The organism is Bifidobacterium xylocopae, from assembly GCF_003315615.1.
GTDB classification, from domain to species: Bacteria; Actinomycetota; Actinomycetes; order Actinomycetales; family Bifidobacteriaceae; genus Bombiscardovia; species Bombiscardovia xylocopae.
Genome location: NZ_PDCH01000015.1, coordinates 1 through 25,572 on the forward strand (window position 1 = coordinate 1; position 25,572 = coordinate 25,572).

A 25,572-nucleotide genomic window follows, 5' to 3' on the forward strand; every position below is an offset into this window, starting at 1 on the left:
AGACCAACCCACTCCTCCGCGGCGGAGTACCCGCCAGTGAAACCGTAGACGGCTTCACCCTCTCCCCCACCAAAGGACCCGCCAACACGGCCGGCACCCACACCACCATCACCCCACCCTCACCGCCCACCAGCGGCATCACCTTCACCCAGGTCAGCGCAGGCGGCGCGCACAGCCTGGCCATCGGCAGCGACGGCAACACCTACGCATGGGGATTCAACATCAACGGCCAGCTCGGCGACGGCACCAGCATCGGCAGCAACGTTCCCGTGCGCGTGCGCACGCCGGCCGGCGTGCGCTTCACCCAGGTCAGCGCAGGCTACGACCACAGCCTCGCCATCGGCGACGACGGACACGCATACAGCTGGGGACAAGACGAGTACGGACAACTCGGCGACGGCACCCGCGACTACCACCCCACGCCCGTGCGCGTGACCGACCCGGCCCCCAACACCACCTGGAAGACCATCAGCGCAGGCCACTCGTACAGCCTCGCCATCGACAACCACGGACACGCCTACAGCTGGGGACGAAACCAGGTCGGCCAGCTCGGCAACGGCAGCTACGACCGGTACTCCCCCTACCCCTACCTCACGCCCGCGCGCGTCATCGACCCGGCCCCCAACACCACCTGGACCGCCATCAGCGCAGGCGACTACCACGCCCTCGCCATCGACAGCGACGGACACGCATACGGCTGGGGAAGCAGCAGCTTCGGCGAGCTCGGCGACGGCAGCAGCAACACCCAGAGCCTCACGCCCGTGCGCGTGACCGACCCGGCCCCCAACACCACATGGAAGTCCGTCAGCGCAGGAGAATGGCACAGCCTCGCCATCGACGGCAACGGACACGCATACGGCTGGGGATACAATAACTGGGGCCAGGTCGGCAACGGCAACACCGGCACCAACCAGAACACGCCCGCGCGCGTGATCGACCCGGCCCCCGGCACCACCTGGACCACCATCAGCGCAGGCCACAGGCACAGCCTCGCCATCGACAACCAGGGACACGCATACAGCTGGGGAAACAACCGGTTCGGCCAGCTCGGCGACAACAGCAACACCGACCGCAACACGCCCGTCCCCGTCGATGACCTGCGCCGGATCACGGTCACCGGCATCACCCTCGACAGGAGCGACGCCACACCCGCACCCGCCTGGAACACCGGCAGCCACACATGGGACACCACAGCACCGGCACACCCCGACGGACAGGTCACCGCCAACATCCACTGGACCCTAGGAGGCCAACCCCAACCCGACTACCCACTCACCTACACCTACACCTACACCCACCAATACACCCTGCCCAAAGCCGGCAGCATACCCATCCAACGACTCAGCGGAGGCACCCTCCTACTACTCACCACACTCACCACCCTCACCACAACAGCCCACCAACTGACCAGGCGCAACCGTCACCCAGCCCGGCACATACAACCCACCGCCTGATCGGTTCGCCCAACAACCGAGGCCCGGCCCACCCGCCGGGCCTCGCCCATACCACCCCCCGCCCTGCCGGCACTCCACACATAAGAGTGCTGCGGCTCCTGCACACCCGAGCGCCATGCCCGCTGTGCAGGCAGATGACAGTCGGCGAGGGCGGCGGGCGACTTGCACGGCTTCTGCTACGCGCGTAGACTCGGCCCTGCTCGGCCCTTCTACGAGTGGTGCCATCCACAGTGTTGTCTACGCGCGTAGATAGCACCATGGACATCATCGCGGGCTTGGGCAGACACAGGAGAGCAGAAGAGGCAGCAGCACTGCGAGGAGGCAGCCATGACGAGCGAGGACAGCGGCAACCGTTCCCGAACCCACACCACAAACGGCCGGTCGGCCGAACCAGGGCCCACCCAGCCCGCTGACCCGGAACCGGGTACAAGTCCGACCGCCGCCGGCAGCGGGGCACATCCCCGGGCCGACGGCGATGCCCAGGCCGGTGACCTGAGCCTGCGCACCAAGGAAGGCCGCAAAAGCTTCTGGACCAACATCGTGGCGGTATGGCTCGGCACCACCATGGAATACGTGGACTTCGCCCTCTACGGCCTGGCCTCCGGCCTGGTCTTCGGCGACGTGTTCTTCCCCGGACAGACCCCGGTCATCGCCCTCCTTTCGTCGTTCGCCACCTACGCGGTCGGCTTCATCGCACGACCGATCGGCGCACTCGTGCTCGGGCGCGTGGGGGACAAGAAGGGCCGCAAGTTCATCATGGTCTTCACGGTCCTCCTGATGGGCCTTTCCACCACAGCCCTGGGCCTGCTGCCCACTTACCAGCAAGTGGGCATGCTTGCGCCGATCCTGCTTCTGGTCTGCCGGCTATGCCAGGGCTTCGGCGCGGGCGCCGAACTCTCCGGAGGCGCGGTCATGCTGGCCGAGTACGCACCGGTCAGGCACCGCGGCCTGGTTTCCTCACTGATCGGCGTCGGCTCCAACACCGGCACCCTACTGGCTTCGGGCGTATGGCTCCTGGTCCTGCTCCTCCCCCATGGGAAGCTCATCGCCTGGGGCTGGCGGATCCCATTCGTCGTCTCCATACTGATCGCCCTGTTCGCGGTCTACCTGCGCCAATCCATGCAGGAGACCCCCGCCTTCCGCTCCTACCAGGAGAACCGCAAGAAGGAAGAGGCCATCCTGGCCCGGTCCGGCAAGGCCGAAGCCAAGGACGAGGGCGGCTGGAAGGCCTTCTTCGTCATGCTGGGCCTGCGTATCGGCGAGAACGGCCCATCATACATAGCCCAAAGCTTCCTGGTCGGCTATGTGGTGACGCTCGGGGTCACCAAGTCCGTACCCACCACGGCCGTGCTGATCGCCTCCGTGCTGGGCTTCGCCGTAATCCCCTTCTCGGGCTGGCTCTCCGACCGGTTCGGCCGGCGCATCACCTACCGCGCCTTCTGCGCCTTGCTCGCCGTCTACGCCTTCCCGGCCTTCTGGCTCCTGCAATCACGCAACGTATGGACGGTCTCCGCGGTCATCATCGTCGGCATGTGCCTCGGCTCCCTGGGCATCTTCGGCGTGCAGGCCGCCTACGGGGTCGAACTGTTCGGCATCCAACACCGCTACTCGCGCATGGCCGTGGCCAAGGAGTTGGGCTCCATCCTCTCCGGAGGGACCGCGCCCATGGTCGCCTCCGCCCTATTGGCCGCGACCGGTTCCTGGGTGCCGCTGGCAGCCTACTTCTGCATCATGGCCGCGATCGGCCTGGTCACCACCTTCCTCGCGCCTGAGACGCGGGGGCGCGACCTGACTCTGGTCGAGGACGCGATCTGAACAGCATAGTTGGGTAAACGACCGACAGGAAACGCGGACGGCGGCAAGGAGGGGTCCGAACATGGGCAAGCGCCCCACACGCGATGACGTTGCCAAGGAGGCGGGCACCTCCACAGCCGTGGTCTCCTATGTGATCAACCACGGTCCCAGGCCCGTCTCCCCCACCACCAGACGCCGGGTGCTGGACGCCATCCGCAAGACCGGCTACCTGCCCAATGGCATCGCCAAATCCCTGGCCAACGGCTCCTCGGACACCTACGCCCTGCTGGTAACCGACCTTGCCAACCCATTCCTGGCGCAGATGGCACAGTCTTTGGAGCGCGAACTCTTCGCCCGGGGCAAGGACCTGCTGGTGGGCGACTCCGGCGATGATCCGGCCCGGCAGCTGGACCTCCTGGAGGCCTTCCAGCGCCAGCAGGTCTCCGGCCTGGTCTGGTACGGAGTGGACCAACCCCTGCCCCTGGACGCCATAGACGCCTACCCGGGCACGGTGGTCATGCTCAACCAGCCGGCAGGGCAGGAGCCCCGGCCCAGCGCCGGACGCCGGGTACGTCTGGATGTCGACGAGTCCCGCGAGGCACGGATGGCGACGGAGCATTTGTTGAGTCATGGCCGCAGGCATGTGGCCATTGTCGCTGGGCCCACCCAACGGCTCAATTCCCGCGAGCGCATCCACGGCTGGCGGGCCGCGATCGACGACGCCGGTTTGGAACCGGGCCGCATCATCACCGCCCCCTACACCCGCGAAGGTGGCCGGCAGGCGGCCTTCCAGCTGGGCAGCGACGTAGATGCGGTCTTCGCGTCCAACGAGATGCAGGCCATGGGTCTGCTGGCCGGATTGGCCGAACGCGGGATGAAAGCACCAGACGATGTGGCCGTAGCCGCCATGAACGGCACAGCGGGCGCCGCCTACCTCGTGCCCTCACTGACCACCGTCCAACTGCCCCAGGGCCCCATCGCCAGAGACATCGCCAACGCCTTGACCCGAAACGAGCCAAGCGGCGGGACCGGCAGGACCGGCAGGACCGGCGAGGAAGCGATCGCCTCGGCACCCAGGCTGGTGACGGGCCACTCCTGCGGATGCTGACCATCCCAACCACCCAAACCCGGGCCGACATAAGCGCGGTCCGGCAGACAAGAGATACCACTTGAGGAAATCCATGAATATGAGCAGATTGATCATCGACTGCGATCCGGGAAACGGAGTGCCGGGCGCGAATGTGGACGACGCGATTGCCTTGTCCTATGCCGCGAAATGCCCCGAACTCGACCTGGTGTCCATTTGGACCGTCTTCGGCAACACCTGCTCCGACCAGGGATGGTCCAGTGCCCGGCGGCTCCTTGAATCCTTGCAGGAATCCACCATTATGGTCCGACGTGGCGCCGACGAGCCCAGCTGCGGCGGCCGTGAGCACTGGATCCGCAACCGGCGGCAGGCGGCCAACGACCCGCAGGCCCCCGGGCAGTGGCGGAGGAACGACCCAACCCGGCCGAAGGACGCAAGCACCGGCTCGACCCCGGCGACGGCCTTGGCTCCGGCCCCGCCAATCAGCTCGGCGCACGACCTTGCACAGGACCTCCTGGCAACCGATAAGCCCACCACCGTGGCCGCGATCGGCCCCCTGACGAACCTATCGGCCGTAATCAGCAAGGAGCCGGAAGCGGCCCGGCGGATTGGACGGATCTACGTCATGGGCGGCGCCCTGGGCTTCGGGGACCTGGTAGATACCAACTTCGCCGTGGACCCGCAGGCGGCCCGAACCGTCCTGGAGTCCGGCATACCACTGACCCTGGTGCCCCTGGACGTGACCAGAACCACCCATTTGTCCCAGGAACGCTGGGAACTGTTGCTCGGCCGGGCGGACCGAACCGAGGCACCGTGGGCGTCGGACATTGACGCCTGGCTGGCCCCGTGGTTGCACTACAGCCGGCGCACCCGACCGGTGGACGGCATGTGGCTGCACGACCTGGTGGCCGTGGCCGCCGCCAGCCAACCGAGCCTGGTCCGCTCCGAGACCGCCGAAATCGCCATCGCACCAAACGGCAAGCTCCACCGGGCCGATGACTCCACCCTGCCCGCCGGATCCAGCCAGGCGGTCTCCGTCGACCTGGTGACCGCAGTAGACAACGAGGCCCTGATCGACAGCTGGGCGCGGGTGGTCCTCCGGGAATAGCCCCCCCCCCCGGCCTCGCCCGCATACGCGGAAGGCCGCGGAAGTTTGGGCCCATGGGCCCCTGGCACCGAGGCCCGGCCTTAGAGGAACCGGAGGCATGAGCCCGCGCTGGGGCGGCAGCGTGGTGATGCGGAACCGCTCCCTCATGTGACCCATGCCGAATTCCATGGAGCCCCCGGCCTCGTCGACGGAAACACAGTTGATGATGACCGGCCGAGTGGGGCTCTTATACTTCTCGATGGCGCGTCGAACTCCTCGTCGGTGATCACGCTGACCCCGATGCCGCCGCAGACCACACACAACGGGCGGTCCGACATGTCACGCTTTGAGGCAATCACCCCGGGCAAAGCACAGCACATGGTACCCAACCAGGCGGAGACGATGTACACCTGCGTGGACCTGGCGGTCAGGAAGCAAGCACGGAAGGAGGTGAAGGTACCCACATCCACGAACCACACGGCATTGCTGGGTGCAACTTCGCTCATCTTGGCGAAAGCGTAGGAGGGCGATACACCCTTGTGGAACCTGGAAGTGACATTCTTCATCCACTTGTGCCAGATACTCATGTTCTTCTAGCATGCCTTGAGCCAAGGGTTCTCCGCGATACTTTTCACCACGGATATTGAGCTGGATGGGGACATCCTTGGCGTCGGCGTCCAGACCGGCCTCCACCTGGTGGCCCTGACCGATGCGGGTGGGCTCGGTCTCGATCTGGATGGCCGTGATCTTGCCGCTCAAGTAGGGGAGAGGGTAGGGACAATCGGTGCCTACCAGGACCAGCAGGTCCGCATCCAACACGGCTTCCTAGGCGAACTCGATGCCCAGCTTGCCCACCTGGCTTATGACATTGTGGATAGTCAACGTCAATGGTGCCCTTGGAACGGCATGGTCTGATTGAAGGGCAGGAAGTATCGCTCCACGAACTCCATGACCTCGGCCCGCGCATCCTTGATGCCCACTCCCAAGAAGGCGACCAGCTTCTTTCCCCCGCGGATCATGTAGATCGAGGTGTCGACGTCCACCGGGTTGATGGCCGAGTGGAGCTGGCGGAAAAGGTCCACGTTGGGATGAAAGGAGTCCTCTATCTCGTGGTCGGGCGCGTGGTCGGGGATCGTCAGCACGGCCACGCCCTACTTGAGGTATGCCATGCGTATGATCTCATCCATGACCGCGGGCACGGTCTCGGGACCGGTGACCAGCTGTTGTACACGGCCACGTCGTCGCACAGCTTGGGCAGGTCCACCTCCTGGAAGCAACCGGAGTCGAGCAGGAAGCTGAATCTGGCTCACAATCGACACAACAGGCACATGGTTCATCTTTGCAGTATAGAGACCGTTGATCTGGTCCGCCGATGGGCAGGCCACACTCACCTTGCCGACCATCCTGACCTGGGCGACTGTGGCAAGCGTGGCCCCCTCCTTGCGTGGTACATCTGGGTGAGCCTCACCTTGTCACACGCCCGGGAGAGCGCCTACACAGAGGTATCTGCCGAGTCACTATGCTGAATCACAAGTTGTCACAACACCCTAAGTCCGCATGACCTGAACCCACTGGTCTGAAGCATTGATTGTCGCCACATCGATCCCGACCCCGTTGATATTGGGGATAGCTCCGATTGGTTCGCACTACCATCTCACAACCGCAGAATACCGCTATTCCCACCCTTAAATACCAAGATAATTCTCGCAGTCATCTTCCTCACAACATTCTGCTCCACGTCAGCCCAAAAGCCGACGTGGGGCAGAATCAGCGGCAACCGCAGCCAAACTGGCCTACAGTCGCATAGTCTCAATCATGCAGAAACAGCCACAGGCTTTTCTCTATCAAGCTCAGCCAGCATATCCTTCTGCTCTTTCGGAGTTAACCTACGTATACCAATTCCTGTATAACCCCAGATAGTAGCGAAAATAACGCCAGTCCAGCACAAGGTGGCCCAGGGCATGTAGCTCAGGGTCGGCACGCCCAAAGTAGCGGCCATATAGGCGCCGGCGGCGGTCCAAGGCAGAATTGGCTCGAAGATTGTACCGGAATCCTCAATGCTTCGTCCAAGATTGCAAGGGTGCAAACCGCGTTTGATATAGGCAGGACGCAGCAATTCCCCAGGCAGAAGGAGGGAAACCTGACCATTGCAAGTGGTGGAAATTGTGAGAATACCAGTGAGCAAGGTAATCACAATCAGAGAGCCAGTGCTTTTCGAGATTTTGAGCAGAGACATCACAATTTTGTTCAAGGCACCGGAAGCGGAGAGTACGCCCGCGAACGACAAGGCACAGAAAGCAATGAGCAGTGTGCTCATCATCGACTGCATTCCACCACGATCAAGCAGTTTAGTGATATCAGCTGCGGCAGGCCCCAGATCAAATCCTTTTCCCAACATCGTTGTATCGAAGCCGCCAACGATAGATGTAAAGGCATTGGTGACGGAAAAATGCTGAATGACTACGGCATTAAACATGGCGACCGCCGAGGAAAGGAGCATAACCGGAATGGTCGGTTTTTTCCAAACTGAGCCCACGAGGATGATTAGTAGCGGGATGAGCAGCATGACAATGTTCCAGGTGAAAGCACGGGAAAGAGCACCATTCATCTCAGCCACCTTGTCGATGCCACCAGTCCCAGTAGCATCCACACCGCGTCCGGCTATAAACATGACGATCGCAGCGACAATGAGGGACGGCAGGGTAGTCCACAGCAAATGCCTCATATGAGTGAAAACATCCACATGCGTAATGGCTGCTGCCAAGTTGGTATCACCGGAAAGCGGGGAGAGCTTATCACCAAAGTAGGCACCGGATACGACCGCTCCCGCCACAATCGCTGGGTTAACACCATCCATACCCAAAGCCACGCCCATGAAAGCTACGCCGATGGTGCCAGCTGAACCCCACGATGTGCCGGTGCAAACCGATGTGATAGCTGTGACCAGGAGAGCAGTCAAATACAGGAATTGCGGCGAGACTATCTTAAGGCCGAAGTACACCAGCATAGGAATGGTTCCGCCAATCATCCAAGATCCGATGAGCATGCCGACCACGATCAAGATGAGGAGGGCAGGCATAATACCAGCAATTTTCTCGGCGATTGTCTGCAACATCTCATCATAACCGTGACCCAACATGTAGGCAATAACAGCTGCTACTACGGCGGCCAGGATAAGCATGGGCTCAGCAGGCAACTCCAGCCAGATGGCACCCACGCCCATGAACACAGCCATTGCGCCTATAGGTGTCAGGGCAAGAGCCAAGGAAGGTGCCTTCACCACCCTCGATTTAGTTGTGCCATCATTTTCTTTGCCGCCCTTACTTTTCATGATACATATCCCTTCTTTGCAATATTCAGACCAGTGACCAGTAGCTTCGACACGCGGACAGTCGTTCAAATGCAACGCTCATCGCAACGCTTGTGCAAGGCGCCCGAGAGCTTCGCGGAAAATTGGCGTCGTGGTTGCCAAACAGATGCGGACGAAACCGCTGCCTTGCGGGCCAAAGTCCGTACCTGGGTCGAGGACCAAACCCGCCTTCAGCATCCGCTCCTCAATTTGCCCATCGGTCAATCCGAGTCCGCGCAAATCTAACCAATTAAGATAAGTGCCTTCAGGCTCGATCAACCTCGCCCCCTTGATGCCATGCATGCATTCCCTTAGCATCGAAACGTGCCCTTTAACCAGGTCCAGCAGTTCATCCAGCCATGCCTCGCTCTTGTCATAGCCCGCCTGAGCTGCAACCTGCGCGAAAAAGCGTGGATTGTGACAACCGGCATCGTCAATGGCCTTATGCACTTGTCTGCGAAGTCCATCATCAGGAACCACGATATTTACGATTTCCAGGCCGGCCATGTTGAAGGTTTTGCCGGGAGAATTGAACGCAATGCCTGCCGAAGCAGCAGGATCGCAAGTCAGATAGGGTTGGAATTCATAATCATTCATGATCAGGTCGGCGTGAAACTCATCAGAAATCACCAAGACACCACGAGAGGCGGCCGCCTGAGCTATCCGCGCCAGCTCGGTTCTGGTCCACACACGCCCAGTAGGATTATGAGGATTGGTTATGACAGCTGCATCGCAGGCATCCATGAGGGAATCCATCGCAGCAAAGTCATACTCATACCTGCCAGAATCGGTTAATGTCAAGCCCCAGGGCACAACCTGGCAACCTGCCGCAAGAATGGCCGCTGGTGTCGGCGAATATGCGGGATACGGAACTAATACTTTCGAGCCCGGCTTAAGCACCTGACGTAGAATTGCAGGCATAGACTCAACCATGCGCCCAACCGGCACAATCTGCTCAGTCGGGATCTTCCAACCATGGCGGCGAGAAAACCAAGACGACACCGATTGCGAATATGAATCATCTATGTAGGTGTAACAGTAATCCCCCATCCTAGCCCGTTCTGTCACCGCGTCCACAATTGCCGACGGGGCTTTGAAATCCATATCCGCCACAGACAGGGCAATGACGTCATCCCCTCCAATTCTGCGGGCGTCATCCCAACGAACGCTGCGAATTCCCAGCATTTCCTTCCTTGACATCGACTGTAAAAGGGTCATTATCAATCCACTCCTTTATGGATACATGAACATCATAGATAGATAGATGATTAAACTAAATAGCTTGCAGAACGCCCATCCTCAAACCGTTGCTCCCTTGCTTAGCTCAAATCGGACAGCGTCGCTTCTCTATAAACATCGGCTATCCTACTGCTTTCACACATCATCAGTTGCCGGCCTGGCACGAAAATGCCACCCTTAGCCCAATCTGCCTATGCCATATGTATATACAACGCCATCTGCCATACCGGGCGACGTTCCCACATGCGAACAAGCTTCATGCGACACCACTTTCACGCGCAAATCAGTTGTCTCACGCAAGACCCAATCGACAAACAAGCAACACCCCCTTTGCTGCGACTTTTAATGGTTAGTATAACCATTTAATTATTATTGTCCAAATTATTATCACCTTTTATAAGTTTTTCTCCATCACATTCATAGGCGCTCCCTCACGGAACATCCTAACTATAGGCCACAGAGCCTTTTCGGGACATGCAGCGGCTTCCACTTGCACGAGAAAGGCATCGACCCATAACGGCTAGGAGGCGGCAACCCGCGTGCCATAAGTGCTGTTCATCAGCACTGAATCTATTCCGAGCAGTCAGTATCAGACTGATTGCAGTGAACTCAGCAGGCAGAGGGACGTCGCCTTAGGCTCAAACCGATTACGAGATGTAATCGCTGCTGCATTCCTGGTCTATGGCCTCATAGAGGAACGTGTTCGTGGACATACACCCACCGGCTTTCAATTGTAACCTGACTGCCCAGCACAGCAAATTGAAATGGCCTATCAAGCCGAGCACGACTACGCGGACAGCATCGAAGTGGCTCCCGTTCAAGAGCGTCCTCAGGAAACCGGCGAGAGCCCGCTTAAACCACACGCCATAGGACCACTGACCTGATCTGGAAGCTCATGAAGAAAATGCAACCAGCCAGAGCATTAAAGGTCTACTACTGAACGAAACAGGCCTTTACCAAGGAGTTACTGGGGCGATTTAGCCTCACTGGCCCGATAGGATGATGTTATCCTCATGCAAAAGCGCCATCGCGCCAAAGTGCGGAGACCGGGAGGGCCCAGAGGTTATTGGGCCAGCGCATGATTTGGGTACCGGTGTAGACTATGTAGCCGCGACGGAAGCGGGGGTCTTTCGAGAGGGCGGCTAGGCCCCTGAGGTCGTCCCGGGTTACGATGGCGGCGGACTTGACTTCTACGCCTACCAGCTGGTCACGACGAAGCATGACCAGGTCGACCTCCTTGGGTTTCGCCCCTCCTTCCCGCCAGTAGAAACAGTCCGGGTGCGTGTGAGACCATTGCACCGCCGGCACGATTTGGTTGACTACGAACGATTCCAGGATGCCGCCGAAAGCCACCGGATCAGTCAGTGGGTCGCGCCCCTTGCCCAACAGGGTCTGCACACTCAACGAGGTATCAACAGGATGAATCTTGGAGCGAGCGACCGACTGGCGGTTGGGCGCAGTACGCAGGTTCGGTAACGCATGCACGAGGAAACGACGGAGGAACACTCCTAAGTAGCGGTCGACCGTGCGCCGGTCTATCGCCAGGTCGGAGCCGAGGGCAGAGGCATTGAGAATGCCGCCGGGTTGGGTCAGGAGACGATTCATGATGTTGCCGGCAATGACCAGATCCAACTTTTCGCCAGGTAAGATGGTGTCGCCCAGTACCGCCCGCAAATCGTCGGCAATCAGCTGCTCACGCTCCCAATCCTCATACTCCGTGTAATGCCGGGAGAAATCGGGAAAGCCGCCGGCCGCCATCAGATTGTAGAGATCGCTCCGGTCGAGTGCATAATCATAGTTGGTGTCAGGGTCGGCCTGCCACAGATCATCCACGATGCTGGCCGAATCGTCTTCGAATTCACGCCGCGTCAGTGGGCTCATTGTGTAGTGCTGGGCGCGGCGGGCCAGCGGATCCTGTCCATCCAGGCCTTTGCGGTCGATCAGTGCCGAACCGGTCAGGATGATTAGCGGACCACCTGAGTCAAGCGAATCCACCAACTCCTTGACAGCAAGCGGCAGCGTCTTAATCCGCTGGGCTTCGTCGATAACCACCGGCAGTTTAAGTTGGGCCAGCCAACCTCTGATATCGACCTGCGCTAACGCATAAGTATTCGCATCCGCCAGGGAGACATACGAATACCCTTGTGGCACCAACTGCTCGCGCACCATCATGGTCTTGCCCACAGCCCGCGCGCCCTCCAGAACCACCACCTTGCGCTTCGCCTGGCCCAACACTTCCGCCAGCGGCCGCTTCACATACCCACTATCGTCAACCATACAAAAATTGTACATCGGATGCACAAATTTTTGTACATCGGATGCACAAAAAATAGTCAACTCGTAGTTGAGTAGCAGCAACGCATGAACGACGTTAGATTCAAACTGTAGCAGCGAGCACATCGCAGCGAACACATATGAGCGGGAGGGAGCTGTGGGTCGGTAGAGTCGGATCGTCAGCAATGTTGACGGCATTAGTGCCATCGGTGACGCGGCCGCAGCTGAACAGTTTCTGACGTCACTTGGGCTTGAAGCCAACAAGCTATTCAACAATGCGCGCAGCAGCGGGACAACCTCCCCGGAACAGCGTTGCAACCCGGTAGCACCATCGCGGAGGAGAGCAGGTGCTGGACCAAGACTACTGCTGAGTCTGCTAGGGGAATCGGACAATACGGCCTATGACCAGCAAGAAGAGAGGACTTCACCTCGGTGTGACACAAGTCAAAGAACGGGCCGGCACCGAAAGACCTTCGGAATTCTAGAAAAGTCGTTCGAAGCGATCAATACGGCGGTGTTGGCCAGGCTGGGCACTACCTGGTGCACATGGATATGCGGGACTATCTGGGCAAGACCGACCCCAAAGTGAATGACATCTGGGCGCACAGAAAGACACCGCCCTCTCAAACATAATCAGTACGGAGATACTGGTCGAAGAAATCATAGCCGAGTATCGGAAAACCGGGCACATCTGTCATGCCACCCGGGAGACAATTCACTCATCGGCGCTTGCTATAGTCCAAACCCAGCGTATTCCTTGCAGCTACTTGAGGCCACAGTCAAAAAGGCGGGACGAAACAAACCTCCAAAGAGCGACTGGATGAACTGACCAGAGGACGGAGCAACACTCAGGAGTGACTAGCTATGCTCGCGCGCAGCTTACAATTCGGGGATGCCAGCACCAACCTGGAACTCAATCATGTGCAATCCGCCGCTCACCAGCACCGCGACCAGCAACTACTTTCACTCAAAGCCTCCGGAAAGAACCGAATTAAGTACATAGCCAGCCCAGCCAATCATCTGCTTATAGGAGTCAAACAAGCTGACCCTGATGCCAACAAACATGTTCCCTTCCTTCCCTTTCTGTGCGAAGCTTTCGAACACCGTAGTCGGTCATGTCAGCGATTTGAGCCGCCTGATTGACCTCACCTGTGAATTCAAGGCGGCCGGAAGCCCGGCAGCCCATTCACTCATACCCGTTACATGGCTCAACACAACTATGGAGCTGGGCTCAACTGCTATGGAGGAAGCGAAAACCATCAGCGGGCATTCTGTGCCCAACCTGTTTCCCCGATTATCAGCGTGGGCAGGAACATCCGAAACAACTAGGGACCGCCCACCGCCCAAAAGACGTTCCACAGCCCTGTGCGACCAGCCTGGCCCCATTCTGGCCAACAGTAAACTAGCGCAAGTAGCCACTACTCAGTCAGCGACGATGGTAATCCGTTCAGATGCGTGCTTAATGTACTAGCATCATGCGCACCGCTTATTGCAATTGGCATTCCGCAAAGGCCCCCCGCTCGGGTGGAGCGGGGGGCCTTTGCGGAAGCGAAAACCGAGCCGGGCCGGCGGTCAGGCGACGGCCCGACCGAAATCAGCGGCCGCGGAAGGGGTTGGTGGAGCGCTTGGCGCGGTTGGTCCGGTGCCGGAAGCCACTGGCCGAGCGGCTGCCGCCCTTGCCTCCGCGCCGCTCGCCGCCACGGTCCTCGTAACGAGGGTTGCCGGAACGGTCACGGCCACCGTCGGAATGGCCCTTGTAGCTGTCCTTGCCGTGGCCGTAACCGCGATCACGGCCACGGTTGGTGCGGCCATCGAAGGGGCCGTCCTCACGGGAGCCCTCACGGCGGCCGTAGCCGCGACCCTGACCGTCCCGGGGGCCACGGTCCTCGCGGGAGCCACGAGAATCGCGCGAGTCATAGGAGTCGTGCGAGCGATAGGAACGCCTGCCGCTCTTGCCGAAGTCGTCACGCCCACCACGCCCGGAACGATCGGACCGCTCATCCCGGTAGCCGCCACGTTCACCGCGCTCGGAACGCCCCCCGCGTTCAAAACGATCGCCCCGGGACCCGTCCCTGCGGAAGCCGCCTTTGTGGAAGTCGCGCCTGCGGCCACCATCACGACGGCCGCCGGAACGCCCGGAACCCGAGCCGCCGCGGGCGGGACGCGGAGCCTGCAGGACCCATCCGTCCACGCGCGGCGCCGTATCACCTACCAGTTCCTCGACGATGTTGGATTCGGCGGTCACATGGGCCACCGGCTTGGCGTCGATATGGGCGATGCGCAGCATGCGCCTGGCATCACGCCGCTGGTTGGGCAGCACGATGGTCACCACGTCACCGGCCTTGCCGGCGCGGGCCGTGCGCCCGGAGCGGTGGAGGAAGGACTTGGGGTCGGCCGGCGGATCGACCTGCACCACCAGCTTGACGTCGGAGACGTCCACGCCGCGAGCGGCCACGTCGGTGGCCACCAGCACGCGCACCTGCCCGTCGGAGAAGGCGTTCAGGTTCCGGTCGCGCTGGTTCTGCGACAGGTTGCCGTGCAGCTCGGCCGCCGGGATGCCGGTCTTGGTCAGGTTGGCGGCCAGCTTCTTGGCCTGGAACTTGGTGCGGGTGAACAGGATGCGCTTGCCCATGCCGGAGGCCAGCTTGCGCACCAGCTCGTGCTTGTCGCCCTGGGTGGTCTCGAAGACATGCTGGGTCATCTGGTCCACCTGCTGGGTGGCGGAATCCACCTCGTGCACCTTGGCGTTGTGCAGGTAGCGCTTGACGACCTTATCGACACCATGGTCCAGGGTGGCGGAGAAGAGCATACGCTGCCCATCGTCGCGCACCTGGTCCAGGATCCGCTCGACCGCGGGCAGGAAGCCCATATCGCTCATCTCGTCGGCCTCGTCCAGGACGGTGATCTCCACGTCGTCCAGGGTCAGCAGGCCCTGCCGCAGCAGGTCCTCCAGACGGCCGGGGCAGGCGACCACGATCTCGGCGCCGGAACGCAAGGCGTTGACCTGCTTGTTCTGGCGCACGCCACCGTAGATGGTGCAGGTGTCGAGCCCGTAGGCGCGGGCCAGGGGGGCCAGTACCTCATCGGTCTGGTTGGCCAGCTCGCGGGTGGGCGAAAGGATCAGCCCGCGCGGGGCGGGCGGGGAGCGGCGGTCGCGCACCTTGCGGTTGCCGCGCTGGTCACCGACGCTGTCGGCCAGGCGGGCCACCAATGGCAGCACGAAAGCCAGGGTCTTGCCCGAACCGGTGCGGCCCCGGCCCAGTATGTCACGCCCGGCCAGGGAGTCGGGAAGGGTGTCCTCCTGGATAGGGAAGGCCGTGGTGATGCCGTCGGCCTTCAACTGGCGCACCAGGGCATCCGGCACACCCAGCTCGGCGAAGGTCCTGGGGGCGGCGGGATCCTGCGCTGCCTCGGGGGCGGTTTCCTGGAAGGACTCGGCCTCGCCGGCATCGGAAAGGGCGTTCACTGCATTGACTTCTAGAGTATTCATCTGATCCATATCTGCATGTATCTGCATTCTTGGGGTCCACGGCGCAATGACGCGCGTTAGAGCACACTTCGCCCACCTAGGGCGTAGCAGGTGCTTGACAATATCAGCCTTTCACCAAGGAACCCATATCAGCGGCGCTACCGGCCGGCAGCCCGCTTGCCGCGAGCAAAGCAAAGGATTTCGCGGAAGATTCCCGGCAATCAAAGCATTCAGGCGACGATTGGCCCGATTCATCACGCCCCAACAAGAGGCAGCAGAGCCAACGGAGACGACTATAGCACAAGACCATGCCAGCGCCCGATATTCACGCTTTCCCCTGAAGCCGGTACGCCGCCAGGGCCTGGCCGGTCTTGGACGCAGGGACCGCAAGCGCGGCTCGCGGGCTGCCGGAATACATCAGACGGCCGCCGTAGGAGCCGGCGTCGGGACCCATGTCGATCAGCCAGTCGGCCTGGCTGATCACGTCGAGGTTGTGTTCGATGATGACCAGCGAATTGCCGGCATCCACCAAACCGTTGAATAAATCAACCAGTTTGGCGGTGTCCTGCATGTGCAGCCCGGCGGTCGGCTCGTCCAGGATGTACACCCGCCCCCGCCCGCCCAGCTCGAAGGCCAGTTTGAGCCGCTGCAGCTCGCCGCCGGACAGGGTGGTCAGCGACTGCTCCAGGCTCAGGTATCCCAGACCCACCCGCCGCATGTTCCCCAGCTTGGAGGCGATGGCCGGCTGGTCGGCGAAAAAGTCGGCGGCCGCGTCGATGGGCATGGAAAGCACCTGGTAGATGCCCCTGCCCCGGTACTGATAACCCAGCACCTGTTGGCTGTAACGTCGCCCATGGCAGAGCTCGCAGACCTGCACCACCGGGTCCATGAAGGCCATCTCGGTGATGGTGACCCCCTTGCCTTTGCAGAGCGGGCAGGCCCCTTTGCCGTTGTAGGAGAACAGCTGCACGGACACGTGGTTGGCGGCCCCGAAGAGCTTGCGAATGTCCGGCAAAATGTCCATGTATGTGGCCGGCGTGGAGCGGATGTTGACCCCGATCCCCGCTTGGCTCAGGTCCACATAGTCCTCGGCCAGGCTCTCCCGGAAAGCGGCGACCAGCGAGGATTTGCCCGAACCCGCCACGCCCGATACCACGCACATGACCCCACGCGGGACATCGACGGACAGGTCGTGCACATTGTTCCGTGTCACATGCTCAAGAGGGAAGAACCCTCGCGGCTCCCGCTGCTGTGGCCACTCATGCGGCCGTTTCAGGCAACGCGCGGTCAGCGTGTCCGACTCCAACAGCTGCGCATACGTCCCCTGGAAGACGACTTCACCGCCCGCCTTGCCGGCACCCGGCCCGATTTCGACCACATGGTCGGCCAGGGCGATGACCTCCGGGCTGTGTTCCACGATCAGGATTGTGTTGCCCTTGTCCTTGAGGGCGCGCAGGGCTTTGGTGATGAGCTTGATGTCGTGCGGGTGCAGGCCCACGCTCGGCTCGTCGAGCACATAAAGCATGTCGGAAAGGGCGGAGGTCAGGTATTTGGCGATCTTGATCCGTTGGGCCTCGCCGCCGGAAAGCGTGCCGGTATCCCGTCCCAGGGTCAGGTAGCCCAGGCCTATGTCCACCAGCGAGCGCACCTTGACCGTCAGCTCCCGCACCATCTCAGCCGCCAGCGGATCGGTGACAGAGTCCAGGAATCCAAGGACATGAACCAGGTCCATGGCGCACACTTCGGCGATGTTGCACCCGTTGACCACGACGGTCAACGCCTCCGGTTTGAGCCTCGCCCCCCGGCACTCGGGACACACCTGGTGCGAAACCACGGCGGCGATGGCGTCCTGGTGCTTGCTGGCCTCCTTCTTGTGAAGGATGGACCGCCTGATCCGCGGCACCACCCCCTCATACAAGGCGGTCTTGTACCAGTTCTCCGGAGGGTTCTTGAGCTTTTGCTGGGGCGCATGCATCAGCAGCTCGTACTCCTCGCTGGAGTAGTTTCTGATCGGCTTGTCCAGGTCGAAGAGCCCGGAGTTGGCATAGCGCGCCCATCGCCAGGTGCCAGGACCGAAGCTCACAAAGGTTATGGCACCTTGGTTGAGCGATTTGTCCGGATCGATCAGCTTGGATTCATCGACTTCCTCCACGAACCCAAGGCCCTGGCAGCGCGGGCACATGCCCTGCGGCAGGTTGAAGGAGTAGGAGTCCGAGTAGCCGATGAACGGTTTGCCCACGCGAGAATACAGGAGACGGAGGAGGGAATAGATGCCCGTGTATGTGGCCAGGGTCGAGCGCGCATTGCCGGACAGCCGCCGCTGCTCGATCACGATGGCGACCGGCAGGTTGTCGATCCGCCCCACGTTCGGGGGCCCGTACTTAGGCAGGTACTGCTGCGTAAAGGAGGGAAAGGTCTCGTTGAGCTCGCGCCGGGAAAGCGCCGCGATCGTGTCAAAAACCAGCGAGGACTTCCCCGACCCGGACAGCCCCACGAACACGGTTATCGCATGCTTGGGTATGTCCAGATTCACATGCCGCAAATTGTTCTGCCAAGCATCCCGCACCTCGATCGCTCCAGCGGACACGCTCTGCGGCTGGGTGGCCCCGACGACCACATCCGCGAACCTCTTTTTCCCTACGCCCATGTCGTATCCTTCCCACACAGCCACTGTATCCAAGCCGCCCTCCCGGCCACGCCCATCAACCCCGTGGGCATAGCGGCGCATCAGCACCACCCCCTCCCCAACGCCCGCTAGCGGTAATGTCCAAAGGCCAAGAACACGCCTACGCACAACCCGTACAGCCGCACCCACACGGGAGTGGGGGAAGGGGTGTAAGGACCCGGCATCGTCTCTATCCATGTGCCCCAGGAACCGTGTGCCCCAGGAACAAACCATACGATCCCATGCCCATGTGCAGCCCCCCCCCCAACGACAATGCAAGAAACCACAGATACCCGGCAAACTCTAGTTGGCTTGGCCACATCCGCGCGAAAGCCCAGCGGGGCATCACTCCTGGTAAGCAGTGCGTTGGCCTTGATCGTCTATGCAGGATACCGGTTGTCCTGTGGACGAAAACCCGGGGCGCGGCAATCCCACCGGCGTTGATCCCACCTGTTCGATGAATGCGGGAATCGGCATTCATCGAACAGGACCTACCGGGCACCCGTCGACGCATGCCTAAGGCCTTGCGTCATCGCTCGATCCACCTTTCGGGCACGCTCCGCGGGGCTCGTATATGGCCGTTTGCGACCAGGCAGTGGCGCTTCCCGCCTACCCGTGTCTATGGGCCAGCGCGGGCAGGTCCACGCCCAGCAGAGTCGCTTCTTCTGCGGTGGAACCGGTGACCAGCATGTCTGTGTTCTTGAGGTCGGCCATGGTATGGGCGCCCAAGAGAGACATGAGAGCACGGACCTGGGAAGACCAATTATGGATTTCATCAATCAATCCACCCACCCCCTGCCCAGTCAGGGTGGCCAGGAAGTGCCCGGAGACGCCGACCGCCCGGGCGCCCAGGGCCAGCGCCTTGACCACGTCGAGCGGGCTGCGCACGCCGCCCGAGGCCAGCAGAGCAATCGCCGGCACCGGCACGGGATGGGTGGCCGTCAGTAGGGCCAGTATGGTGGAGAGCCCCCAGGAATCCATGTACCAATAGGCATGGTCGGCACGGCGCCCGTTCTCGATGACCGCGAAATCAGTGCCACCCCGGCCGGATACATCCACGGTGCCCACGCCAAGTGAGGCCAGGAGTTCGACCGTGGGGCGACTGAGCCCGAAGCCCACCTCCTTGACCACGACGGGTACCGGGCAGGCGGCCACAATGGCCTGAATGCGCCCGGGCCAGGCCCCGTAGTCCCGGTCCCCCTCGGCCATGACCGCCTCCTGGACCGGGTTTACATGGATCTGCAAGGCGTCGGCACCCAGCATGCGCACGGCCTGGACCGCCTGCCCGGGACTGACGGTGGGACCCACGTTGGCGAACACGAAGCCGTCAGGGTCGTGTTCGCGCACCGTGGTGAAGGTGGGGACCAACTCTGGTCTGCGAAGGGCAGCATGTTGGGAGCCGGTGGCCATGGCCAGACCGGTGGCAGCCGCCGCCGTGGCCAGCTGGGCGTTGATATCGCCCGCCTGGGCGGATCCGCCGGTCATCGCGTTGATGTAAAAGGGCAGCTCCCATTCCGCCCCGCACACACTCGTGGCCGTGTCGACGCTGGCCTGGTCCACCGCGCGTAGGGAATGATGAACAAAGCGGATGTCATCAAAGGCATTGCGCTTGGCGGCCTGCTGCTGGCCCAGGGCCAGGCGGATGTGGTCGTTCTTGCGCTGCGAATCCGGGTTCGCGTCCAAGCCTGGGTCGAATCGGGCACCTGAGGCATCCAACCGGCTGCTGCTCATGCTCGCTCCTTATCTGCACCGGGAGCCGCACCACCCGGACCTGCGGAGGCCGGAGCCCAGTTCTCCAGCGAAGCCAGGGGTCGGATCACGGATACGTCCAACGGTTCGATGCCTGCACGGGCCCACGCGGCGCGTACGGCCGCGGCCTGCCCTTGCGCGGGTACCGACCCGGAGCCTCTCTCACTCGCACCCTCGAACGGCTGTGACGGTTGCGCCCCCTGCGTTTCCTGAACCAGTTTCCCATCCAGCGAGCTCTCGTCCCCCCGCGAATCCTGTCCACCGACGATGGCGATGCCACAGTCCCCTCCGCCCGCACCCGAGGACTTGGCGGCCGCTCCTCGCACCAGGGCAAGCTCCACCAGGGTTCGCAGAGCCGGGGTCTCGATGGCTGTGTCGGTCAGGGCCGACAAGCCAGTCAGCAGGGTCCGCGCCTGGGCCACGCATTCCCGCACCTCGCCCAAATCGCCGGCATCCAAGGCCCCAGCCAGAGCGTCCACACAGGTGTCGGAATCATCCAGGAAACGCTCGTACCGTCCACGCCTGCCATCACCAGACCTTTGCTTGACCGAAGCCACCAGGGATGGCGTTGAGGCGGGGCTGCCGGTCCATCCGACAAGGAGGCGCAGGGGCGAGTCGGGGCCGAAGGCGCGCAGACGGGTGATGGACAGGGCAGGCCATGGCTCTTCTATCAGCCGCGAAAGGGATGTGGCGGCCACACGCTCACGCACCCAAGCACGATCGGGCGAGCAGAAACGAATGCATCCGCCGAAGAGCGAGGCCGCCAGATCACCGCCAGAGCCCAGGCTCTGCGCACGTCCGGTGGCCAGGTAGGCCAGTTTGTAAGTCTCCATCGGGCTGAGGGCAAGTCCATAGAAGTCAAGCAGGGCGCGGACCGTGGCCACCGCGACCGCCGCCGAGGAGCCCAGCCCATATTTCTTGCCGGATTGCGCATCCAAGCGGCTGCTGATATCAAGATCGAAAGAACGGGGGGCGATGCCTCGCTCAATCACCAGCTCCTCCACGGTGCGGACGGCTGCCAGCAGGTAGGAAGGACGATCCGGCCGCACATCAGGGGTCAGGACCCCCTCCTCCCGGTGCCAATCGGTGCATGCTTCGGGATGGCCGGCGGATTCGATGCGTCCGGTCTGGGTATCCGCGGCGCCGCCGACCCTATCCGTTCCCGGGCCCGACACGCGCGCGGTCAGGGTGCGGTCCACGGCCACCAGGACCGCCGGGTGCCCAGGTTCCACTACAGCGTACTCGCCGGCCAAGTAGAGCTTGCCGGCGGCCTGGGCCTGCTTGATCACGGCCACTCGGCTCATCTTGCCCACCACGCTTCCATCACTGGCCGGACCACCTGGACATTCAACGGAGAATATCCATTATTGCTCAGCTCGGCCTTCGTTCTCAAACGCATTGCTCCTATGCCTGGCTCAAACCCCCTACGGCACCGGCGCCCCCGTCCACGGACGGCATGATCCGCAACCCCGGTCCCGGCCTGTGGACCTGGATGTTCACGCCGGGCAGACGGGCCTGCAGGAGGTCAGCCACCGCGGTCGCCTTCCCACCGTCCGTCAGTACCTTCAGATTCGGACCGGCATCAAGGGTGGCCCAGGCACCCAAGCCGTCCTCACGGATGGAGCGCACCGCCTCGAAGGCCGTCAGCGTCTCGGGCCGCCAATAGCAGATTGCGGGGCGGGCGGCCAACATGGCCGCATGCATACCCAAGGCGTTGGCCTCCACTACAGCACCCAAACGTTCCAGGTCGTGATCCCGAATCGCACCCAGGGCTTCTTCCAGGTCCGCAGCCGACTGCTCGGCCCAGGCCCGGTACAAGGGTGAGGTCTCGACCGTACGCCGCATGGCGAGACGGCTGGAAATGCGCTTTTCCTGGCCGGAGACCAGCACCACGATCAAGGCAAGATCCATATCGGATTCGACAGGGGTGGCGTAGGAGGATGCATCGTCGTGGCCGGCCTCCCACTTGACGAGGCCGCCATATATCGAACGGCAGGCCGAACCCGAACCACGCCGGGCCAAACGGGACAGGTCACGCTCGGACAGGTCCAGACCGGCCGCCTTGGACGCGGCCCCCGCCAGCGCTGCGAACGCCGACGACGAGGAGGCCAGGCCCGCCCCGTAAGGCACCGTGTTATAGGAGGAGACACGCGCGGAGGCCGAGATGCCGGCCTCGTCACGCACCAGGTCAAGGAAGCGGGAGACACGCTCCAGGGCCTTGCCGGTCTGGGGCTCGTCATCGATGGTCAGCGTGTCCACGGGGCCGCGGCTCCCACCACGTTCGGAGGACTCAAGGAAGGTCACTTCCGTGCTGGTCGAGAGCCCGGCCAACGTCAGCGACAGGCTTGAAGAACGGGGTATTATCAGTTCTTCGTCGGCTTTGCCCCAATATTTGATCAGCGCGATATTAGCGTTGGCCTTCGCCTGCGCCCGGCCCAGGACTGTCCCCCGATTCGCCTGCGCAACCATGGCTGTGGCCGCCGGCCTGCCATCATCCGGCCCCGGCCGGCCCCCAGCTCTTCTCGCGTTCATAGTTCACAGGGTAGCCAGGACCCGTGTCCGAACGTACCCCCGGCGAGGAAATCTGACAGTATCCCCACTATCGGAGGAGAATCCACGGGCCGGTCCTGTGGGAAGCTGCACGCCGCACAGCCTTCGGAACGAATCGCGGCAGGGCCGAAGGCAGCCGCCAGGCCCGCCGCCCGTGTGATCACCGCCATGCGGTGCGCGCTGTCGGTTCGCGCTCAGGCAACCAGCTGATGGACCCAAACCTGGAGCGCACCCTGCTCCTTGAGGGCCGCACCGATCCGGTCCGCATCTCCGTCATCGGCCGCCAGGGCCAGCATGCACCCGCCCAGGCCGCCACCGGTCAGCTTGGCACCCAACGCACCCTCCGCCCGGGCCGCCTCGACCAGCCGGTCCAGTGTGGGGTGCCCCACCTGCAGATCGTCCAACAGCTCCTGGGCCCGGTTCATGTGGGCGCCCAAAGGCTCCATACGTCCGGCTTCCAGATCCGCGATGGCCCGATCGGCGTGCTCGCCCAAAGCGTCCATCAGCCTACCCACGCCGTCCGGATCCGCCTCCAAGCGGTCGCGCACACCTTCGACGGCCTCCTTGGTGGACCCTGCCACACCGGTATCGGCGATTACCAGGTAAGCGGCCCCCTGGGGACGGACCGTGCGCATGTGCCCGTGTTCCAGGCGCACCGGGTCCTGTCCGGAAGTGGTCGCCGCATCCAGCCCCGAGGGGTGCCCGTGGGTCACTTTCTCCGCCTGATTGGTCAATTCAAGAATCCGATCATCGCTTGCCTCGACATCGTAGGCATCCAACAGGGCGCGCACCACGGCACCCGACGCGGCCGCCGATGAACCCAGACCGCGTCCGGCCGGGAAATCCGACTGTGTGCGGATGTCGAAACCCTGATCCGGATGACCCAGGTAGTCCAGCGTCACAGCCACGGCCCGACGCAAGCCGCCGAAGCGGTCGCCTGACCCCGCCAGCGGGCCTTCGTAATCGAGCGCCCGAAGGCTGGACTCCTCGCCCTGGGCCGCCGGTCTGGCCCAGGCCTGCATTCTCAGACTGTGCAGGGGCAGCGCCAGCGCCGGATGCCCATAGACCACGGCGTGCTCACCAATCAGGATGGTCTTGGCCCAGGTTCGTCCATAACCTTCACGCGGCAGCATTGCCGTTCGCGCATCATCCTGATTCATGCAGCCTCCACTAACGAACGATTGAAGATCCCACTGAGAGTGATTCTAGAAGCCTTCCTTCCTCTCTGCCGCGACTAATCATAGAGATATTGAGCAGATTCTCATCACAAGAACGCGGTTTGCCCAGCCGGACCCCATAGACCGGATCCGGCGCAGCAAAAAACGCGCACGGACGGTTTCCCGCCCCATGCGCGTTTTCCGTTCAGCCCCATACAATGCGGGGCGAGGGTCTCAGGCTTGTTCAGCCCCGGAGTAGATCCGCTTGCGGAAGACCAGGTAGATGACCAAGCCGACAAGGGCGATACCGGCGGCGATCAACAGCAGGTTGCTGTAGACCGCCTGGGAGCCCGTAGCACCGGACAGGCTGCCGCCGGCGAGGGTGTCGGATGCCATCAGACCGCCGAAGATGGCGATGCCGATGGAGCCGGTCACGTTCATGACCAGGTCGTTCATACCGACGCCACGGCCCGACTGCTCCTTGGGCAGGGTGTCCAGAACCGTGGAGACCACCGGCGAGTACATGAGCCCCACGCCTGCGTAGAAGACGCATGCCAGCAGGGTCAGCGGGATGATGCCTGCGGAGATGACGAAAGCGGAGCCGGCCCAGCCTGCGACCATCAGCAGTGCCGCGATGATCAGGGTGGTCTGGCGGCCGATCTTATCCACGATGGCGCCCGATGTCGTGCCGAAGAAAGCAGCGACCAGGAAGGCCCACACGATGTGCATGGAGACGGTGGCCGAATTTGTGATGCCGAAGACATCACGGCAGATCGCGTTGAAGATGGGCGACATGCAGTAGTTGTTGAAGTAGAAGAACACAATCAGGCAGATGGCCATGATCCAGCGGGTGTTCTTGAAGAACTCAGGGGTGACGAACGGGTCCTTGGCCTTGGAGATGTAGACGCCGAAGACGACGTACAGGACCGCGGCCACGACCAGCAGCCAGACCTTGGTATAGGAGAAGAACAGGGTCAGGAAGGCTGTGGCAAGGCCGAAGATGGTGAAGCCCATCCAATCGACCTTCTCGCCATTGCCGCTCTTGTTCGGCAGGCAGTTGAGCAGGACCGGCATGAAGAAGATCGTCACAGCCGGGATGAGGAAGAGGTACTGCCAGGAAATCGAGCTCAGGAGGCCGGCGGCGAAGACGCCGATGGCAGCGGAGACCTGGTAGCCGGCGGTGAAGATGCCGAAGAAAACCACCTTGAGGGAAGGCTTCAGGTACTTGGTCGTTATGACCAGGTAGACCGAGCCGGCCACCTGTTCACCCGCCGTCTGCAGGATACGGGCGATGATCACCGTCCACAGGTTCGCGGTGAAGAAGAAGTTCGCCACAAATCCGAAAATTGAGCCGATGAACAGGACGGTCAAGCCGCCGATGACCAGCTTTTTCAGGGAGACGAAATCACCCAGGGATCCGTATATGAAGCAGACGATCCCCAGGACGATGCTGGGCAGGGCGGTGATCAGCGATGCCTGCTGGACCGCTCCCACATCCTTGCCGACCTGTTGGAAGACCAGGTTGAATCCCTGCAGGCACAAGGTGCCCAGGATGAAGGTGATCAGCAGGAAGATCAGGGCCCTCACGGCCATCTTGTTGCTGGTCTCCGGATCGTCGAAGGGATCGACGACCGCTTGAGTTGACGACTCAGTCATAATATTCCTTTGCTCTGTTTGCAGGCTTCGTAGCGGTCACCG

The 25,572-nt window shown here is 62.1% G+C and carries 17 protein-coding genes; 5 read left to right on the top strand and 12 right to left on the bottom strand.

Going from position 1 to position 25,572, the window contains the following annotated elements; all coding sequences use genetic code 11:
• The 4 genes from CRD59_RS06405 to CRD59_RS06420 all read left to right on the top strand — a co-directional run.
• On the top strand, positions 1-1,454 hold a 1,454-nt coding region (locus tag CRD59_RS06405; protein WP_407923124.1), incomplete at its 5' end, for an RCC1 domain-containing protein.
• Between the two features lie 327 nt (positions 1,455-1,781).
• Positions 1,782-3,269, top strand: coding sequence for an MFS transporter (locus CRD59_RS06410; protein ID WP_113853865.1), 1,488 nt, complete (start codon positions 1,782-1,784; stop codon positions 3,267-3,269).
• Between the two features lie 61 nt (positions 3,270-3,330).
• Complete coding sequence (locus tag CRD59_RS06415; protein ID WP_113853866.1) at positions 3,331-4,356, top strand: LacI family DNA-binding transcriptional regulator; 1,026 nt, start codon at positions 3,331-3,333, stop codon at positions 4,354-4,356.
• 79 nt (positions 4,357-4,435) lie between these two features.
• Complete coding sequence (locus tag CRD59_RS06420; RefSeq protein WP_161522303.1) at positions 4,436-5,443, top strand: nucleoside hydrolase; 1,008 nt, start codon at positions 4,436-4,438, stop codon at positions 5,441-5,443.
• 143 nt (positions 5,444-5,586) lie between these two features.
• Here the strand turns inward: CRD59_RS06420 and CRD59_RS07830 are convergent, their stop codons facing one another.
• Positions 5,587-6,009, bottom strand: coding sequence for a hypothetical protein (locus tag CRD59_RS07830; RefSeq protein ID WP_127920951.1), 423 nt, complete (start codon positions 6,007-6,009; stop codon positions 5,587-5,589).
• A gap of 16 nt (positions 6,010-6,025) precedes the next feature.
• On the opposite strand from CRD59_RS07830, the gene CRD59_RS06430 reads away from it, so the two are divergent.
• Complete coding sequence (locus CRD59_RS06430; RefSeq protein WP_113853869.1) at positions 6,026-6,337, top strand: hypothetical protein; 312 nt, start codon at positions 6,026-6,028, stop codon at positions 6,335-6,337.
• Here CRD59_RS06430 and CRD59_RS06435 read toward each other — a convergent pair.
• The 11 genes from CRD59_RS06435 to CRD59_RS06495 all read right to left on the bottom strand — a co-directional run bounded on the left by CRD59_RS06435 (position 6,307) and on the right by CRD59_RS06495 (position 25,530).
• A complete protein-coding gene (locus CRD59_RS06435; protein ID WP_113853870.1) occupies positions 6,307-6,570 on the bottom strand; it encodes a hypothetical protein in 264 nt (87 codons plus the stop codon). The genes CRD59_RS06430 and CRD59_RS06435 overlap by 31 nt on opposite strands.
• Before the next feature lie 665 nt (positions 6,571-7,235).
• Positions 7,236-8,753 carry a Na+/H+ antiporter NhaC gene (nhaC, locus tag CRD59_RS06445; protein WP_113853872.1) on the bottom strand — a complete coding sequence of 506 codons (1,518 nt, stop codon included), beginning with the start codon at positions 8,751-8,753 and terminating at the stop codon, positions 7,236-7,238.
• A gap of 78 nt (positions 8,754-8,831) precedes the next feature.
• A complete protein-coding gene (locus tag CRD59_RS06450) occupies positions 8,832-9,989 on the bottom strand; it encodes a MalY/PatB family protein (protein ID WP_113853873.1) in 1,158 nt (385 codons plus the stop codon).
• Positions 9,990-11,021: 1,032 nt separating this feature from the next.
• Positions 11,022-12,287, bottom strand: coding sequence for an ATP-binding protein (locus CRD59_RS06460; protein WP_236632778.1), 1,266 nt, complete (start codon positions 12,285-12,287; stop codon positions 11,022-11,024).
• Positions 12,288-13,878: 1,591 nt separating this feature from the next.
• The gene (locus CRD59_RS06465) at positions 13,879-15,774 is read right to left on the bottom strand and encodes a DEAD/DEAH box helicase (protein ID WP_113853891.1); all 1,896 of its coding nucleotides are present in this window, start codon (positions 15,772-15,774) and stop codon (positions 13,879-13,881) included.
• A 304-nt stretch (positions 15,775-16,078) separates the two neighbouring features.
• Positions 16,079-18,400 carry an excinuclease ABC subunit UvrA gene (locus CRD59_RS06470; RefSeq protein ID WP_113853876.1) on the bottom strand — a complete coding sequence of 774 codons (2,322 nt, stop codon included), beginning with the start codon at positions 18,398-18,400 and terminating at the stop codon, positions 16,079-16,081.
• Between the two features lie 627 nt (positions 18,401-19,027).
• Positions 19,028-20,149 carry a type 2 isopentenyl-diphosphate Delta-isomerase gene (fni, locus tag CRD59_RS06475; RefSeq protein WP_113853877.1) on the bottom strand — a complete coding sequence of 374 codons (1,122 nt, stop codon included), beginning with the start codon at positions 20,147-20,149 and terminating at the stop codon, positions 19,028-19,030.
• Positions 20,146-21,471, bottom strand: a complete 1,326-nt coding sequence (locus tag CRD59_RS06480; RefSeq protein ID WP_127920952.1) for a phosphomevalonate kinase — start codon at positions 21,469-21,471, stop codon at positions 20,146-20,148. Before CRD59_RS06480 ends, fni begins: the two co-directional genes overlap by 4 nt.
• 100 nt (positions 21,472-21,571) lie before the next feature.
• Entirely contained in the window at positions 21,572-22,699 is a 1,128-nt protein-coding gene (gene mvaD, locus CRD59_RS06485) for a diphosphomevalonate decarboxylase (protein WP_236632780.1), read from the bottom strand.
• A gap of 212 nt (positions 22,700-22,911) precedes the next feature.
• Positions 22,912-23,877 carry a mevalonate kinase gene (mvk, locus tag CRD59_RS06490; protein ID WP_201736571.1) on the bottom strand — a complete coding sequence of 322 codons (966 nt, stop codon included), beginning with the start codon at positions 23,875-23,877 and terminating at the stop codon, positions 22,912-22,914.
• Between the two features lie 231 nt (positions 23,878-24,108).
• Positions 24,109-25,530, bottom strand: a complete 1,422-nt coding sequence (locus CRD59_RS06495) for an MFS transporter (RefSeq protein WP_113853880.1) — start codon at positions 25,528-25,530, stop codon at positions 24,109-24,111.
• Between the last annotated feature and the right edge of the window lie 42 nt (positions 25,531-25,572).